Consider the following 16,145-nt stretch of genomic DNA (forward strand, 5'->3'; position numbering starts at 1 on the left):
CACCCAAACCCCGGCCAGTCAACCCCCGAAGGACTTACGGCGCGGACCACTAAGGACGACAGAGCGGTCCGCCGGCATCCGCCGGCGGACCGCTTCGGTGCCGGCCTCAGGACTCCGGTTCGTCGAGGCCGGCGGTGTCGAACGCGACGAAGCGAAGCTCCGAGGTGTAGCGGTTGCCCCGATCGTCGGTGAGCCAGGTCTGCTCGGGGGTGGGCAGCATCTCCGTGACGGTCAGCCGCCCGTCCGGGTCCTTGCGGATCAGCCGGCGTGCCGCCTTGGCCAGCAGATTCACGTACACGGGGCTGTCGAAGTCGACGAACAGCGGCCGCGGCTCGGTCGGCGAGGTCACGAACACGAACCTCGGCAGCTGGTGGGCGGTGGCCCACCGCCGGGCCCGGACGAACCTGCGGGCCTCGGTCCGCTCCTCGGCGAAGGCCAGCTCGCCGGCGGCGAAGCGCCAGGTCTCCCGGGCGAGGACCAGCTTGTCCACCGTCACCCGCGGGGTGTGGTCGTGCTCGGGCAGAATCCGCCAGCGATCCAACACCAGCGAGGTCAGCACGTGCGAGAAGACGTCGACCACGTCGTACTCCGCCCCGTCGGGCAGCACGGCCACCAGCCGTTCCCCGCGCGCCCGCACGGTGACGTCGGCGCTGTTGACCGTACGCGGCCGGTGCGGGTCCGCGGTGAAGTCCACCAACGCGACGTAGTAGTCCTCCGGCCGGGCGAGGCTGTAGCGGATCCGGGTGGACAGGCGGGACCGGTTCTCCTTGGAGATCAGCGGCAGGAGCCTTGGCGTCGGATGGTCCCGATCGGTCAGTTCGACCAGCTCGGCGGGGTTCGGGTGCTGGTTGAGGTAGAGCGAGGCGCCCAGGGTGTTGATAGCGACGTGCAGCTCGCCGAGGACCAGCTCGAACTCGCCGCGCCCGACCGCCTCGGCGTCGGTCGCCGCGATCATGACGTCCGGGCTGAGGTACCGCGCCGTCGGCCAGCCGCCGCCGGGCGAGTCGAAGACCTCGCGTACCCGGTCGGCGAGGTCGGCCAGGGACAGGGTGACCCGTCGGGTGGCGTCGTCGATCCGTAGCAGCCTGCTCCACCGCGCCCAGAACTCGGCCTGCAACTCGGTGACGTCCGAGACGGCCTCGCCGTGCAGGATCGGCATGCACGCGAACCAGAACGTGGCCAGGTCGACCGGCCCGCCCAGCCGGTCGAAGACCCCGCGGGCCCGGGTCATCACCCGCTCGGCCAGCGCGGAGGTGAGCCAGGTGGCGCTGGTCAGCAGCGGGTCGAGCGGGGCCAGCGCGGACAGGACCGCCGGGCCGACCCGGATCGACGCGGCCCGCCGGCAATCCGAGTAGACCAACGCCCGCCCGGGCGCGGTCGTCGCGCCCTTCTCGCGGGTGGCGGCCACCTCGGTCAGCGCCACGAAGTCGTCCTCCAGCGCGGCCATCCCCGCCGACAGCTCGTCCGGTCCGGTGGCCGCGCGGACCCCCGCCCGGTGGTGTTCCAGCGCGGCCAGCTTGTCGAGACCCCGCTGCCGGGTGGCCGGGTCCGCCACGTTTTCCAGCCACGCCCGGAGGTGACGCTCGGGGAAGGCGTCGGCGGGGATGTCCAATCGCCACACCACGAGGCGGCGCCGCACCAGCTCGGTGAGCAGGTCGGTGACGTCGTGACCGAGCTCCTGGCCGATCCGTACCGCCGGTCGGGTGCCGTCGCAGCGGTGCAGGACCTCGGCCAGCTCCGGCGTGAGCTGCTGCGCCGGCCGGCCGGGCAGCGACACCGTCCGCCCGTCGACCCGGACGAACGGCACGCGCCGTGGCGCGACCCAACCGGCGAGCGCCGGGTCGGCGCCGATGCTGCGGGCCAGGCCGTCGATCGCCCAGCTGGCGAAGTAGACGGTGGTCTCGGCGACCAGGCCCTGGCCGGGGGCGACCGCCAGGCCCGGCCCGGTCGGGTCGCACCGACCCCAACCGACCGGGCCGAAGAAGCCGATCGTGTCGTTCTTCACGCACAGCCGCTGCCAGTAGTGCGCGACGAGTTCCTCCCGCTGCCGTACCTGGCTGGTGCGCGCGGCCGTGGGTCGCCACGACAGGTACGGCTGGACGGCCCGGCCGAGCACGACCCGGTTCTGCCACGCCACCGCCGTACGGAACTCCGGCGTCGCCGCGGCCGCCTGTAGCGTCAGGGCGCTCTTGACCGCGGACGCGGCGAACGACTCCTCGAACGTCTTCCACTCCGCGGCCGAGGCCGGGACGGCACCCGTCCGGGCATCGGCGGTGGAGGTGCGCCGGGAGGCGGTCGGCGGGTCGATCCGGTCGGCGGCCAGGGCCATCTCGTGATCCGCCAGCCGCAGGACGCCGTCGGCCGGGAACCCCGCCCCGCGCAGGCTGAACTGGTCCCACAGCCGCCATCGTCCACCGAGCAGCAGCGCGGGGTGTCCGGCGCGGTCGGCGCCGATCATGCCGTCCATGCCGTCAGACCCCCGAGACCGCGTCCGCCTCGACGACCTCGGCGAGCTCCGCCGGTGTCGGGTAGGAGAACACCAACGCCACCGGAACCTCCACCCCGAGCGCCGTCTCAAGGCGCCCGGTGATCTGGAACGCGGCCAGTGAGTCCCCGCCCGCCTCGAAGAAGTCGCTGTCCGCGTCGAGGTCGCTGTCGGAGAGCGTCTCGCGGTAGATCGAGGTGATCAGCTCCCGGATGTCGGTGCCGGCGAGCGTCATGTCGTCGATGGTGGTCATCAGATTCCTTCCGTGGGGTTGGTGCCCTGATCCGTGGACGCCGCCGGGCTGGGCCGACGGGTCATCGGACGCCGCCGGCGGTGAGCGCGCGCCGGTCGATCTTGCCGGTGCGGGTGGTCGGAAACCGGGTCAGTCGGGCGAACCGCCGGGGCATCATGTGCGGCGGCAGCTTCTGCGCCAGGTACCCGCGCAGCGCCGCGTCGCCGACCTCGGCCAGCTCGCCGGTGAGGTGGGCGACGAGGTAGGTGCGGGCCTGTTCGTCGGTCACCGCGGTGACCGCCGCACCGGTCACCGCGGGGTGGGTCAACAGCACTCCCTCGACCTCGGCGGGGTCCACCCGGTAACCCCTGATCTTGATCTGCCGGTCGGCCCGGCCAAGGTACTCCAGGTTGCCGTCGGGACGTCGCCGGGCCAGGTCGCCGGTGCGGTAGAGACGCGTACCCGGGGCGCCGAACGGATCCGGCATGAACCGCTCGGCGGTCAGCGCCGGCCGGCCCGCGTAGCCACGCGCCACCCCGGCACTGGCGATGCAGACCTCGCCGGGGGAGCCGTCCGGGACCGGCCGCAGGTCGTTGTCGAGCAGTCGTACCGCCACGCCGTCGATCGGGGTGCCGATGAGGTCGGCCGTGGTGTCCGCCGCCACCGGCACCTCGAATCTCGTCGCGGTCATCGTGCCCTCGGTCGGGCCGTACTGGTTGACCAGCCGCCCGGAGATCAGGTGCCGGCCGCCCGAGGCAAGGAACGGGCGCATCGACTCGCCGGTCGTGCCGACCAGCCGGAGTCCGCGTAGCCGCCGCGCGACGCCGTCGTGACGCGCCAGGAAGGTGAGAAACGACGGCGTGACGCTGAGCATCGTGTTGACCTCGAACCGGTCCAGGGCGGCGAGGAACTCGTCCGGCCGCAGCAGCGCCGAGCGGGGCAGCATCACCAGGCGTCCGCCGGCCACCAGCGGCGCGAAGATGTCCCTGATCGAGGCGTCGAACCCGAGCGGAGCGAGCTGCACCGCCACCGTGTCCGGCCCGAGCCGGTGGTCGCGGGCGACGAACCGCAGGTACGCGTGCAGCCACCGGTGCTCGATCAGCACCGCGTTCGGCGTACCGGTCGAGCCGGAGGTGTGGCTCACGTAGGCGAGCGACCGCGGCGCGACCCCGGACGGCGGCGCGGCCGTGGGTCCGGGCCCGTCGAGCAGGATGGTCGGCCCCGGTACGTCGAGCGTGGCGAACCGCTGCGCCAGCGCCGCCGTGGTGAGCAGGGCGTCGGCGCCGGTGACGAGCGAGGCGATCCGCTGGTCGGGCAGGTCGACGTCCACCGCCAGGAACGCGGCGCCGGCCCGTAGCACCGCGGCGATCGCGATGACCGCCTCGGGTCCCCGTTCCAGCGCCACCACGCAGACCCGTTCCGGCCCCACCCCACCGGCCGCGAGCCGACCGGCGAGCCCCTCGACGCGCGCCACCAGCTCGGTGTAGCTGAGCATCCGGTCGAGGGTCACGATCGCGGGCGCGTCGTGCGCGGGAAGGTCGGCGACGAACGTGCTGATCATGTGGGCTCCCCCGTGGTCTGGTCGACGGCGACGAGCCGCAGCTCGCAGCCGTATCCGGCCCCCCGGTGATCGGTCAGCCAGGTCTGCTCGGGCGTGGGCAGCATCTCGGTGACGGTCAGCCGGGCCGCCGGGTCCGCGCGGTGCAGGCGGCGGGCGGCCTTGGCGAGGATGTTCACGTAGACCGGGCTGTCGAAGTCCACATAGAACGGTCGTGGTTCGGCCGGGGACACCACGAAGACGAAGCGCGGCAGGTCGTGCGCGTCGCGCCACCGACGCGCCCGCACGTACCGCCGGGCTTCGATCTTGTCCGTCGCGAAGTCGAGCGCCTCGGCGGTGAACCGCCACGACTCCCGGGCCACCACCATCCGGTCCACCGTCACGCGGGGCGAGTGGTCGGCGCCCGAGCGCAGCGAGAAGCGGTTGATGACCTGGTTGGTCAGGGCGTAGCCGAACACGTCCAGCAGCCCGAACACGGCCCCGTCCGGCAGCACCAGCACGAGCCGGCCGTTCCGCTCCTGCACCAGCACGTCGGCGCCGAGCACCGTACGCGGGCGGTGCGGGTCGGCGCTGTGCCCCACCACCGCGACGAGGTAGTCCCCCGGCCGGTCGAGCGCCGGCCGGTTACGGGCCGACCACCGCAGTTGCGGGGTCTCCTTCGGCAGCATGGGCAGCACCCGCGGGCCGGGAAAGTCCCGGTCCGTCTCGTCGAGCAGCTCTTGGCCGGCGGGATGCTGCATCACGAACAGTGACTGGTCGAGGGTGTTCGTCGCCACGTGCAGCTCGCCGAGCACGAGGGTGCAGTCGCCGCGCCGCACCGCCTCGGGGTCGTCGCCGACGACGAAGACGTCGGGGCTGACGTACCGGGCGAGGTTCCAGCCGTGCGCCGGCCCGTCGAACGCGTCGCGCACCGCGTCGGCGATCTCGGCGGCGGACAGCTGCACCCGGCGGGCGCCCGGCGGCGCGTCGACGATCCGCTCCCACCGCCGCCGCAACTCCGCCTGGATCTGCTCGGCGTCGGTGGCGGCGCCGGGATACGGCGTCGGCTGGCAGCGCATCCAGAGCGCCGACAGATCCACCGTCGACCGTTGGTCGCGCAGCTCCCGGTACGCGGCGCCGATCCGCGCCTCGGCGGCCTCGGCGACCCGGTTCGTCATCCAGCGGGCAGCGGTGAGGCACAGTCCCAGGGGCGTCAACGCGTCGAGCACCCCGGTGCCGACCCGGACGGTCGCGGCTCGGCGCGAGTCGGCGTAGGCCACCGCCCGGCACGGCGCCGTGCGGGTGCCCTTCTCGCGCTGCGCCGGGGCGCGGGTCAGCTCGACGAACGACGCCTCCAGCCCGGCGAGCGCGGCGATGAGCGCGTCGGGCTCATCGACGGCCGACCGCAGTCGCTCGCGCCCGTGTTCGAGCACGGCCAGCTTCGCCAGGGCACGTTGCCGCACCGCCGGATCCGGCACCCGTTCCAGCAGGGCGCGCAGCTGACGGTCCGGATGGGCACCGGACGGCACGTCGAGCCGCCAGACGATCCAGCGTTGTTCCACCATCGTCTGGAGGGCATGCAGCACCTCCGGCACGGACCGGCCGACCGCGTCGGCGAGGGCGGCCGGTTGCCGCGTGCCGTCGCAGAGTTCGAGGATCCGGCGTAGGGGTGGTGCGACGGCCTGTGCCGGACGGCCCGGCAACGACACCCGCCCGTCCTCGACCCGGGCGAACGGCACCCGGCGCGGCGGAAGCCACCGCCGCAGCCCCGGGTCGGCGGCGATCTGCCGGGCCAGCGTGTCCACCGCCCAGCTGGACAGGTACACCTCCGACTCGGCGACCAGGCGGTCGCCGGGGTCGACCAGGACGCCCGCTCGGGTCGGGTCGAATCGTCCCCAGCCGACCGGGCCGAAGAACCCGATGGTGTCGTTCTTGACGCAGAACCGCTGCCAGTAGTGCGCGACGAGTTCCTCGCGCTGCCGGGGCATGCTGGTACGTCCGGCGGCCGTGGGCGCCCAGGACAGGAACGGCGCGATCCCGGTGCCGAGCACGGCCCGGTTCTGCCACCCCACCGCGGCCCGGAAGTCCGACCTGGCCGCGACCTCCTGGAGCGTCCCGGCGGTACGCACCGCCGCCGCTTCGAAGCGCCGCGCGAACTCGTCCCACTCGGGGCCGGAGAGCGCGTCCGGGAGCTTGTCCGCGGCCAGCGCGATCCCCTCCGGGGCCAGCCGCAGCACCCCGTCGGCCGGAAAGCCCGGCCCGCGCAGGGCGAACTGCGGCCACAGCCGCCAGCCGCCGGTCAAGAGCAGGTCGTCAGGCATTGCTGAGCACCTCCTGCGGGGCGGGCGGGGCACCGACCCGGTCCATCCGGGCCAGCGCGATCAGGAAGTTGAGCGTGGCGAGGGTGGCGCTGACCGCGACCAGTACCAGGCTCGCCCGGATCCCGACCCCTTGCATCAGCAGGCCGGCGCAGAGGAAACCCAGCGGTCCGGCGATGTTGCTGATCGTCAGGACCGCCTGGAGGACCTTGGGCAGCAACTCGGCCGGGACCCGGGTGCCGAGAATCGTCATGTACGGGGCGTTCGACACCGACACGGCCGCGGCCGAGACGGCCACCGCCGCCACCAGCACGGCGGGCGAAACGGGCAGCGGCAGCAGCCACAGCGGAAGCGCGACGGCGATCATGGCGACGCCGGCCAGCCGGTGTGGCGCCACCCGGCTGGCCACCACGAACACCCCGAGCGAACCGAGCAGCGCGCCGGCCCCTTCGGCGGCGACCAGCAGGCCACCCAACCGGGCGTTCCCGTCGAAGCTGACGAAGGCGAGCAACGGCAGGGCGACCGCCAGGACCCGGAGCAGGAACCCGTACATCAGCGTGGAGATCACCGTCTGGGCCAGGAACGGGTCGGCGCGCAGGTGACGGAGCCCGGCCAGGGCCCCGCGCGGGCCGCCCCGGGCCGCCGCGGACCGGCCGACCTGCGGTACGAACGCCAGCAGGACCAGCCCGGACAACGCGAACGAGAACGCGTCCAGCCAGAGCACCTGGGCCGGTCCGGCCACCGCGATCAGCGCGCCCGCGAGGGCGGGACCGCCGAACGCGGAGACGCCGTAGATGCCGTCCAGGACGCTGTTGGCGCGGGTGAGCGCCTTCGGATCGTCGTCGATCAGGGCGACCGCCAGCACCCGCTGCGACGCGGCGTACGGCACCCCGAACACCCCGATGAGGGCGACCAACGCCAGCAGGACGCCGAGGCTGAGCGCACCGGTGGCGTGCAGCACCGGAACGAGGGCGACGATCGGGGCCCGGGCGAGGTCGGCGACGAGCATCGTGCGACGCGCGCCGAACCGCTGGATGACGACGCCGCCCAGGAACCCGAGCAGCGCGATCGGCAGGATCTGCACGGCGAAGACCAGACCCGTCCGGGCCGCCGACCCGGTGCTCTCCAGCACCAGCCACGGCAACGCCAGCATCGTCATCTGGGTGCCGACGGAAGACACCCCACCAGCGAGGTACAGGGCAACGGGCCCGCGTCGGTGCGTCATCACGCGCCACCAACCGTGGTCCGACCGGCGCACCACTCCAGCACGGCACGGGCGCTGTGGTACTTGTTCTCGGCCTGCCGGAAGGCGACGCTGACCGGCCCGTCCAGCACGTCCGCGGTCACCTCCTCGCCGCGGTGCGCCGGCAGGTCGTGCAGGAACACCGTCGCGCCGCTGCGGTCCAGCACCGCGCCGTCGACCCGGAACGGTTCGAACGCGGTACGCCAGTCGGCGGTCGGCTTCGTCGTACCGGTGGTCTGCCACCGGGTCGTGTAGACGACGTCCACCTCGGGCAGCGCCGACATGTCGTGGCGCTGCTCGATCCTCGCCTCGGTGCGTTTCGCGGTCACCCGGGCCCGGTCGATGAATCGCGCCTCGACGCCGTACCCGGGCGGCGTGCGCAGGTGCAGTTCGGTGCCCGGGTACCGGGCCAGCGCGAGGGACAGCGCCGAGGCGGTGTTGTTGCCCTCCCCGACGTACAGCACCCGCAGGCCGTCGATCGCCGGGAAGTGCTGCGCCAGGGTGGTCAGATCGGCCAACGCCTGGGTGGGGTGCTCGGCCGCGCTCATCGCGTTGACCACCGCCATCCGGCGCTGGGCGGCGTACGCCCGCAGCTCCGACTCGGCGCCGGCGGTCCGGGCGACCAGGACGTCGAGCATGCGCGACAGCACCGCCCCGGTGTCCTCGACCGTCTCGCCGGTGTTCTCCTGCAGGTCGGCGGGACCGTACGTGATCAAGTTGGCGCCGAGGCGCAGCGCGCCCGCGGAGAAGGCCGTCCTGGTCCGGGTGGACGTCTTGCGGAACAGGACGCCGACCACGGCGCCGTGCAGGGGCCGGGCGTCCGAGTGCCGCCCGGACGCGTACTCGACGCCGCGCCGGACGATCCAGTGCAGGTCGTCGTCCTCGAGATCGTCGATCGAGATCAGGTGTTGGCGCATGGGCATCGGAACCTCCCAGTTCTTGGGCTGCGCCCCCGTGGCCCGCCGGTCCTACGTGGACACCCGCGCGGTCGACGTTCGCCCGACGGACTCAGACTGTCTGGTCGCCGCCCTGGCCAGCCAGGGAAGCGGTGGCACGGCGGCTCGCGGTCACCGCTGCCGGTACTACCCGTCCGGCCGTGGCGGCGCCGTGGCGGGTCAAAGCAGCCCGGCCCGCAGCGCGTACGCCACGGCGTGGGCCCGGTTGCGCAGCCGGTACCGGTGCGTGATGTCGTGCAGGACGCTCGTCACGGTGCGGGGGGAATAGCACAGTGCCCGGGCGATGTCCCCGGTCTCGTGGCCGTCGGCGACCATGCGCAGCACCGCGCGTTCCCGTTCGGTCAGGCTGGCCGCCAGTGCCGGGTCCCGGGCGACGGCGCCGTGCTCCAGCAGGCCGTCGAGCAGGTCGGGCGGCACCAGGCAGTCGCCGCTCGCGGCGGCGAGCACCGCCTGGACCAGCCGGTCCGGGCTGGCGTCCCGCCGGCGGAGCAGGCCCCGAGCCCCGGCCGCGATCACGTGCAGCGCCCCGGCCGCCGCCAACTCGGCGGCGACGAGGACCACCTCGGGCCGGTGGGGCTTCGCGCGGGTGGCCCGCACCAGGTCGAGGATCTCGTCGCTGACGTCGTCGACGATCACGACGGTGACCCAGGCCGCCTCGCCCGGCAGCACCACGGCGATGTCCGGACAACTGAACAGGGCGCTGGTCGTGCCGGCCTCCAGCACCGGATCCAACGCGACAACGTTGACGCTTACGGGTTCGCCCATCTCGGACCTCCTCGTCGCAATACAGTCATCGAAGTACGGCGACCCGGGTGTGCGCATGGGTAGGACACCCGCCAATTCCGGGACCGGACACCCGACAAGCGGCGCGGCCACGGCCGCTTCCGGCCGGGTGTACGACAGATCCGCGCTGCGCCGGCCGCTTCGGGCCGCCACCACGGACCCCGGTCTGCGTATGGGCCGGAAGAATGTAGGTGGCGTCTACCCATGACCCGGCCACGCCGGTGTGGCAGCTTACGAGGCGTGAGTCTTCTATCGACGCCCGTGGGTGAGGGTTCCGCCGCCGCCGAACTCGGCCCACGGTGGTGGGCGAGGGCGCTGGGGCCGGCGGACGGCCCGCTCTCAGGCGGGTCGGGATCGTCGCGACCAGACTGGGTCGACGTCGTCGAGCAGGCCGTCTCCGTCGCGGCGGTGCGCCCGGCCGGCCGACCGCCGGCCGTCGACGAGTGGCCGGACGCGTTCGCCGTACCGTTGCGACCGTTCCTGACCGGCGCCGGGGAACTGCTCGCCGAGGCGGCCCGCCGCCACCTCGCTCCGGGCCAGGTCGAGCTCCAGGGCCTGACGGAGAGCTTCACCGCTGTGCTGGCCGGGCGGCTGGCCCGGATCGCGGTGCGCACCATGCTGCGCGAGCTGGAAGTGGCTCGGGCCGGCGGGAAGCTGGTCGGCGCCGACGGCCGGCAGCGCTTCACCGACTTCATCGCCCGGTTGTCGACCCGACCCGGGCTGGTCGGACTGGTCGAAAAGTATCCCGTGCTCGCCCGGCTGCTCGCCACGACCAGCCAGCTCGCCACCGAGGCCGCCGTGGAGCTGCTGGCCCGGTTCGGGGCCGACCGCGCGGCGATCGTCGACGCCCTGCTCGACGGGGTGGACCCGGGACCGATCGTGACCATCCGGCCGGGTCTGGGCGACGCACACCGGCGGGGCCGCTCGGTGTCGGTCGTCGGGTTCGCCGACGGTCGCCAGGTGATCTACCGGCCGCGCGGCCCGCAGGCGCTGGCCCGGTTCGGCGTGGTGGTCGGCTGGCTCAACGAGCGGCTGCCCGACGTCCAGCTCCGTACCCCGGCCATGCTGGCCCGACCCGGGTACGGCTGGGTCGAGTTCGTGGCGCACCGGCCGCTGGGCCACCCCGGGCAGGCGGTGGACTTCTACCGCCGCGAGGGGGTGCTGCTCGCCGCGCTGTACGCGACCCGCGCGGTCGACATCCACTGCGAGAACGTCATCGCCAGCGCCGACCAGCCGGTCCTGATCGACGTCGAAACGCTGTTCCACCCCCTGCTGCCGGCGGGGCACACCGTCACCGCCGACCCCGCCGCCGCGGCGCTGGCCGCCTCGGTGCGGCGTACCGGGCTGCTGCCCTATCTGACCGTGGGCGAGTACGGCGCCCTCGACTACTCCGGGATGGGCGGCGACCCGGGCGAGGCCCGCCCCGACGGGGTGCTGGACTGGGATCCCCCGGCGACCGACACGGCCCGGCTGGTACGGCGGGCGGCGCCGTTCCCCGGCGCGCAGAACCGTCCGCACCGCGGCTCGGAACTGCTGGACTCGGCCGACCACGAGGCGGCCGTGCTGGCCGGCTTCCGGCTCGGGTACGACGCGATCGTCCGGGACCGAGCCGCGTTCACCGATCTGCTGCGGGAGTGCCGCGACGTCGAGGTCCGGGTGGTGATCCGGCGCAGTGGCGGGTACGCCCGCCTGCTGGACGAGTCCACCGAGCCGGACCTGTTGGGCGACGTCGACGGCTGGGACAAGGCCCTGGGCACGCTCCGGGATGCGTCCGCCCACCATCCGCTCTGGCGGGCACTGGCCCCGTACGAGATCGCGGACCTGCGGTCCGGCGACATCCCCCTACTGACCAGCCACCCGGGGACTCGGGACATCTGGGCCGCCACCGGCGAGCGGGTGCCGGGTCTGCTCGACCGAAGCGGTCTGGCCGGCGCGGTCTCGACCGTCGAGGCGATGGACGAGGTCGACCGGGGTGACCAGGAGTGGATCATCTCCGCCAGCCTGGCCGCCCGACGCCCGGTCGACGGGCACCGCGGCGCACCGCCGCTGCCGGGTCCGGCGACCGTCGTGGACGCCGAGCCCGGTCGGCTCCTCGCCGCCGCCTGTGGCCTGGCGGACCAGATCGTCGCCCGAGGCATGACGGAGCGGCAGGCGGACGGGCGCGGCGGCCGGGTGAACTGGATCGGCCTGCAGGCGGTGGAGGACGCCCGGTGGATGGTGCTGCCGATGGGCGCCAGCCTGGGTGACGGTTACCTCGGCGTCGCGCTGTTCCTGGCCCAGCTCGCCGAGCTGACCGGCATTGCCCGGTACGCCGACGTGGCCCGGCGCGCGGTCGGGCCGGTGCCGACGCTGTGGACCGTGCTCGGCGGCCGACCGGACCTGATCTCCGCGATCGGCTGCGGCGGGACCTCCGGGCTCGGCGGGATCGCCTACGGGCTCGCCCGGATGTCCACCCTGCTCGGCGACGCGACGCTGGGCGAGTGGGCGGAGACGGCCGTCGAGTTGTCCGCCACGGCGGCTCCCTTCCCGGCACCGCCCGGCTGGACGACGGGCAGCGCCGGCTGCCTCGCCGCGATGGCCGCGGTCCGGGACGAACTCGGCTCGACCGCGGCGGCCCGGCTGGCCGAGGCGTACGCCGACCGCCTGGTCGAGCTGGTCGAGCGGACCGACGGCCGGTGCGCGGAGGACGGCGAGCCGGTGCTGCCGGGCTTCGCCGCCGGGCCCGCCGGCATCGGCTGGGCGTTGGCAAGGTTCGCCGAATCCGGGGCGGACCAGCGGTACGCGCAGGCGGCGTGGCGCGCGGCCTCCCGGGCCGGCACGCCGGCGGGCGCGATCGCCGACGAGTCGTACGGCTGGTGTTCGGGGGCCGCCGGCTTGCTGCTGGCGCGTACCGGCCTGACCGGCGACGCCGCGGCCCGGTCGGTCCTGCCACGGCTCGCCGACCGTCCGGTGCTGCGCGATCTCAGCCTCTGCCACGGTGAGCTCGGCATCGCCGAGGTGCTGATCGTGGCAGGAGCCGCCCGGGGCCGGGCCGCGCGGCAGGTACGGCGACACCGGGCCGGGCAGATCCTGGCCGCCATCAACCAGCACGCCCCCTACTGCGGGACGCCCGGTGGCATCGCGACCCCCGGGCTGCTCAACGGACTCGCGGGCATCGGGTACGGGCTGCTCCGGCTCGGCTTCGCCGAGCGGGTGCCCTCGGTCCTGCTACTGCAACCCACCCCACGAAAGCCCTCCGAGGCGGTGGCTCACTCCTCGGAATGAGCCACCGCCGACCGAGACCTTCCCACCCCGACAGGAAAGACCGAAGAGGAGACACAATGTCCAATGTGAACAGCGACCACATCGTGGCCGACGGCGGCGAGCTCGCGTCCACCCGCACCCGTGGCGCCAGCCGGCTGGTGCCAGCCGCGGCGACCTTCGCGCTGGGTGCAGCCCTGCTGGCCGGAGTGGTCGTCGCGCCGGACGCGGCAGTGCCCGGCCTGGGTGGCGCGGTTCAGGAGCTGATCGGCATGCCCGACACCGGATGCTGCGGAAACACCAAATAAGTTCTTTTTCGCTCGGGGAGGCCACGCACGCGTGGCCTCCCCGAGCGCGTGACCGGGCCAGGCATTGGAGATCACGGATAGACCCACGATCGCTAGCCCGGTATCGTCTGCGACCATGCGGACCCGCGCATCGCTCATGGTGGGCAGAGATGACGAGCTCCGTACGGTCGGGCAGGCACTCTACGCGGCGAGATCCGGCGCAGGCCGGGCCGTCTTCCTGGCCGGTGAGGGCGGTATCGGAAAGTCTCGACTGGCCGCCGCCGCTGCCGACCTCGGGTTCGCCGCCGACATGAGCATTCTGCGGGGCCGGGGCAGCTCGGTCGGCCCGATGGTGCCGTTCCGGTCGTTGGCCGAGGCGCTGATGTCTCTGCTGCGCGCCGGCGACGCGGTCGACATCGAGGCCCTGGGCCCGTACCGGCCCGTCCTCGCGCGGTTGGTCCCGGACTGGGGCCCGCCTCCACCGGGTGGAGCCAGCACGTCCCTGGTCGTCCTCGCCGAGGCGGTGCTGCGGCTGGCCGCCCTCGTCGGCCGTGGGCGCGGCTGCCTGATCATCCTCGACGACCTGCAGGATGCCGACGCGGAGACCCTGGCCGTGGTCGAGTACCTCGTCGACAACCTCGACCGGCAGCCCACGATGCTCCTCGGCACGGTCCGTACCGAGCCCTGCCCCGCCCTCGACCTGGTCCGCTCGGCGGCCCAGCGGCGCTCCGCCGTCCTGATCGAGCTGAACCGGCTCGCCGACGACGAGGTACGCCGGCTGGCCGGCGCGTGCCTCGGCGGCGACGCGACGCACGTGCCGGAGCAGGTCGCCGAGCACCTCTGCGCGCATACCGGAGGCATTCCACTGCTGGTCGAGGAGCTGCTGAGCGGCATGCTCAGCAGTGGGCTGCTGGTCTCCGAGACGGACGGCTGGCGGGTGACCGGCACGATCCAGACGACCGTGTCGACCACCCTGGCGCGCAGCGTGGCGGGGCGGCTGGCCAAGCTCGGCGCGCCGGGGCGGGAGCTGCTGTCGGTCGCCGCCGTGCTGGGCCGGCGCTTCCCGCTGGCCGTGATCCAGACCGCCACCGGGCTGGACGACCGCGAGCTGCTGAGCTACCTGCACGCCGAACTGACCGCCCAGCTCGTGGCGCCGGACGAGGAGATCTCCGGCTGGTACGCGTTTCAGCATCCGCTCATCGCGGAGGCGTTGCAGACGCTGCTGCACCCGGCTGAGCGCAGCCGGCTGACCCGGCAGGTGGCGGACGCGGTCGAGCGGTGCTATCCCGGCCTGCCCGGCGAGTGGTGCCAGATCACGGCCAGCCTGCGCCTGACCTCGGGCGACCGGTCCAGCGCCGGGCGGCTCTTCGCCGAGGCCGGCCGGCGGGCCCTCGACCAGGGCGCGGCGAACTCCGCGGTGACCCTGTTGGACAAGGCGACCGGCCTGCTCACTCCAGACGACGACGCGCAGGACTACGCCGACGCCTTCGCCACGCTGCTGTACGCGCTGGCCGAGACGGGCCAGGTGGAACGGGCGGTCGCGGCCGCCGGCGAGCTCGACCGGATCAGCGGCGTGCTGGACCGTCGCTCACGGGCCCAGTTGCACACCCGCCTCGCCTGGGCCGCCGCCGTCGCCGGCCGTACCACCGACGGACTGACCCAGGTGGAGATCTCCCGCCGGCTGCTCGGGCCGGACGCCGCCGACGAGGATCTCGCGCCCGTCGACGCCGTCGCCGCCCACCTGATGCTGGACGTGGCCGGTCCGGGCCAGGTCCGCATCGCCGAGTCGCTGGCCCGGCGAGCGGCGGCGGTGGCCGAGGCGGCGCCGCTGCCCATGGTCGCCTGCCAGGCGTGGCAGCTGCTCGGCGCGCTCAGCCGGGGACGGGACCCGGACGAGGGTACCGCCTGCCTGGAGCGGGCGCGGGAGCTCGCGGTCCGGCACGGCCTGCGGCTCGAGGAGATCCATGCCCTGATCCGGCTCGGCAACGACGACGCGCTACGGGACGGCAACGTCGACCGGCTGGAGCAGGTACGGCAGGAGGCGTCCCAGGTCGGCGCGGTGACCACGCGATACCAGGCCGAGGCGAGTCTGGCCCTCTACGCCACCCTGCGCGGCGACTTCGCCGACGCCGAGGCGCTGCTCGACCAGGTACTCGGCGTCACCACCCGGCTCAAGCTGCTGGAGACCACCCGGTACGCGCTCCTGCTGCGTGCCATCGTCGGCGCCCATCGTGGTCGGCGCCGGGAGATGGACGCCGCCCTGGCCGAGCTGCGCCACTGGGCCGGGGATCTCGCGCAGCTCACCCCCCGGGTGCATGGCCTGGCCCGGTCTTGGTGCGCCCTGCTGGAGGAAAACCGGCCCCGGGCGCTCGAAGAGCTGTCGCGGGCGCTCGACGCGGAGGAGCGCAGCCCGAGCATCTACCAGCTCACCGGCCGGTACGGGCTGCGCCTGCTGCTGCGGGTGTTGAACGGGGAGGCCGACGAGGCGGAGTACGCCGCCGTCACCTCGGCGCCGGTCAGCCAGCTGCGCTGGGACCGGCAGTTCGCGCTCTTCGCCAAGGCGGTGCTGTACGGCCGGGCGGGGCGGAGGGCGGAGGCGGCGGACACCGTGGCCGAGGCCGAGCGGGTGGGCGCGCCCTACGCCACCGGCCGGCACATGGGGCTCCGCCTGGTCAGCGAGGCGGCCGTCGCCGACAACTGGGGCACCCCGGTCGAGTGGCTGCGCACCGCCGAGGAGTACTTCCACACCGTCGAGGTGACGGCGGTGGCGAGCGCCTGCCGGGCGCTGATGCGCCGCGCCGGGGCGTCGGTCGCCCAGCGCCGGCGCGGTGTCCAGGCGATCCCGTCGGCACTGCGCAGCGTCGGCGTGACAGTTCGCGAGTACGAGATCCTCCAACTGCTGATCGAACGCCTGGGTAACCGCGAGATCGCCGAACGGCTGCACCTGTCTCCGCGCACGGTGGAGAAGCACGTGGCCAGCCTCATCGCCAAGACCGGCCAGCGGGACCGGATCGCGTTGAGCGAGTTCGGATCAATGGCGCTGTCAGCCTGACGGCAACCGACG

The 16,145-nt window shown here is 73.8% G+C and carries 10 protein-coding genes; 3 read left to right on the forward strand and 7 right to left on the reverse strand.

Annotated features, from left to right (window positions below; genetic code table 11):
• Window positions 1-106: 106 nt before the first annotated feature.
• The 7 genes from AB0C02_RS24250 to AB0C02_RS24280 form a co-directional block, all read right to left on the reverse strand.
• On the reverse strand, window positions 107-2,467 hold the full coding sequence (locus AB0C02_RS24250) for a lantibiotic dehydratase (protein ID WP_357551087.1): 2,361 nt from the start codon (window positions 2,465-2,467) through the stop codon (window positions 107-109).
• Window positions 2,468-2,471: 4 nt separating this feature from the next.
• Entirely contained in the window at window positions 2,472-2,738 is a 267-nt protein-coding gene (locus tag AB0C02_RS24255; RefSeq protein WP_357551088.1) for an acyl carrier protein, read from the reverse strand.
• Window positions 2,739-2,799: 61 nt separating this feature from the next.
• Window positions 2,800-4,275 (reverse strand): amino acid adenylation domain-containing protein, encoded by a 1,476-nt coding sequence (locus tag AB0C02_RS24260; RefSeq protein WP_357551136.1) that lies wholly within the window; start codon window positions 4,273-4,275, stop codon window positions 2,800-2,802.
• Window positions 4,275-6,575: a lantibiotic dehydratase gene (locus tag AB0C02_RS24265; protein ID WP_357551089.1), complete on the reverse strand. Its 2,301-nt coding sequence runs from the start codon at window positions 6,573-6,575 to the stop codon at window positions 4,275-4,277. The genes AB0C02_RS24260 and AB0C02_RS24265 overlap by 1 nt, the downstream gene beginning before the upstream one ends.
• Window positions 6,568-7,797, reverse strand: coding sequence for an MFS transporter (locus AB0C02_RS24270; RefSeq protein WP_357551090.1), 1,230 nt, complete (start codon window positions 7,795-7,797; stop codon window positions 6,568-6,570). Before AB0C02_RS24270 ends, AB0C02_RS24265 begins: the two co-directional genes overlap by 8 nt.
• Window positions 7,797-8,738 (reverse strand): ornithine carbamoyltransferase, encoded by a 942-nt coding sequence (locus AB0C02_RS24275; RefSeq protein WP_357551091.1) that lies wholly within the window; start codon window positions 8,736-8,738, stop codon window positions 7,797-7,799. Before AB0C02_RS24275 ends, AB0C02_RS24270 begins: the two co-directional genes overlap by 1 nt.
• 192 nt (window positions 8,739-8,930) lie before the next feature.
• A complete protein-coding gene (locus AB0C02_RS24280) occupies window positions 8,931-9,536 on the reverse strand; it encodes a response regulator transcription factor (protein WP_357551092.1) in 606 nt (201 codons plus the stop codon).
• 279 nt (window positions 9,537-9,815) lie between these two features.
• Here AB0C02_RS24280 and AB0C02_RS24285 point away from each other — a divergent pair, with 279 nt between their 5' ends.
• The 3 genes from AB0C02_RS24285 (at window position 9,816) to AB0C02_RS24295 (ending at window position 16,133) form a co-directional block, all read left to right on the forward strand.
• Window positions 9,816-12,818 carry a type 2 lanthipeptide synthetase LanM family protein gene (locus tag AB0C02_RS24285; RefSeq protein ID WP_357551093.1) on the forward strand — a complete coding sequence of 1,001 codons (3,003 nt, stop codon included), beginning with the start codon at window positions 9,816-9,818 and terminating at the stop codon, window positions 12,816-12,818.
• Window positions 12,819-12,874: 56 nt separating this feature from the next.
• Window positions 12,875-13,102 (forward strand): hypothetical protein, encoded by a 228-nt coding sequence (locus tag AB0C02_RS24290; RefSeq protein ID WP_357551094.1) that lies wholly within the window; start codon window positions 12,875-12,877, stop codon window positions 13,100-13,102.
• A 115-nt stretch (window positions 13,103-13,217) separates the two neighbouring features.
• Complete coding sequence (locus AB0C02_RS24295; protein WP_357551095.1) at window positions 13,218-16,133, forward strand: AAA family ATPase; 2,916 nt, start codon at window positions 13,218-13,220, stop codon at window positions 16,131-16,133.
• Window positions 16,134-16,145 lie beyond the last annotated feature (12 nt).

Source organism: Micromonospora sp. NPDC048999 (genome assembly GCF_040649295.1).
Lineage (GTDB): Bacteria > Actinomycetota > Actinomycetes > Mycobacteriales > Micromonosporaceae > Micromonospora.

What these genes read in the sequence shown, in the direction of transcription:
- AB0C02_RS24295 (WP_357551095.1), top strand. Translation starts at nt 13,218, where the DNA reads ATGCGGACCCGCGCATCGCTCATGGTGGGCAGAGATGACGAGCTCCGT.
- AB0C02_RS24255 (WP_357551088.1), bottom strand. Translation starts at nt 2,738, where the DNA reads ATGACCACCATCGACGACATGACGCTCGCCGGCACCGACATCCGGGAG.
- AB0C02_RS24250 (WP_357551087.1), bottom strand. Translation starts at nt 2,467, where the DNA reads ATGGACGGCATGATCGGCGCCGACCGCGCCGGACACCCCGCGCTGCTG.
- AB0C02_RS24270 (WP_357551090.1), bottom strand. Translation starts at nt 7,797, where the DNA reads ATGACGCACCGACGCGGGCCCGTTGCCCTGTACCTCGCTGGTGGGGTG.
- AB0C02_RS24280 (WP_357551092.1), bottom strand. Translation starts at nt 9,536, where the DNA reads ATGGGCGAACCCGTAAGCGTCAACGTTGTCGCGTTGGATCCGGTGCTG.
- AB0C02_RS24290 (WP_357551094.1), top strand. Translation starts at nt 12,875, where the DNA reads ATGTCCAATGTGAACAGCGACCACATCGTGGCCGACGGCGGCGAGCTC.
- AB0C02_RS24275 (WP_357551091.1), bottom strand. Translation starts at nt 8,738, where the DNA reads ATGCCCATGCGCCAACACCTGATCTCGATCGACGATCTCGAGGACGAC.
- AB0C02_RS24265 (WP_357551089.1), bottom strand. Translation starts at nt 6,575, where the DNA reads ATGCCTGACGACCTGCTCTTGACCGGCGGCTGGCGGCTGTGGCCGCAG.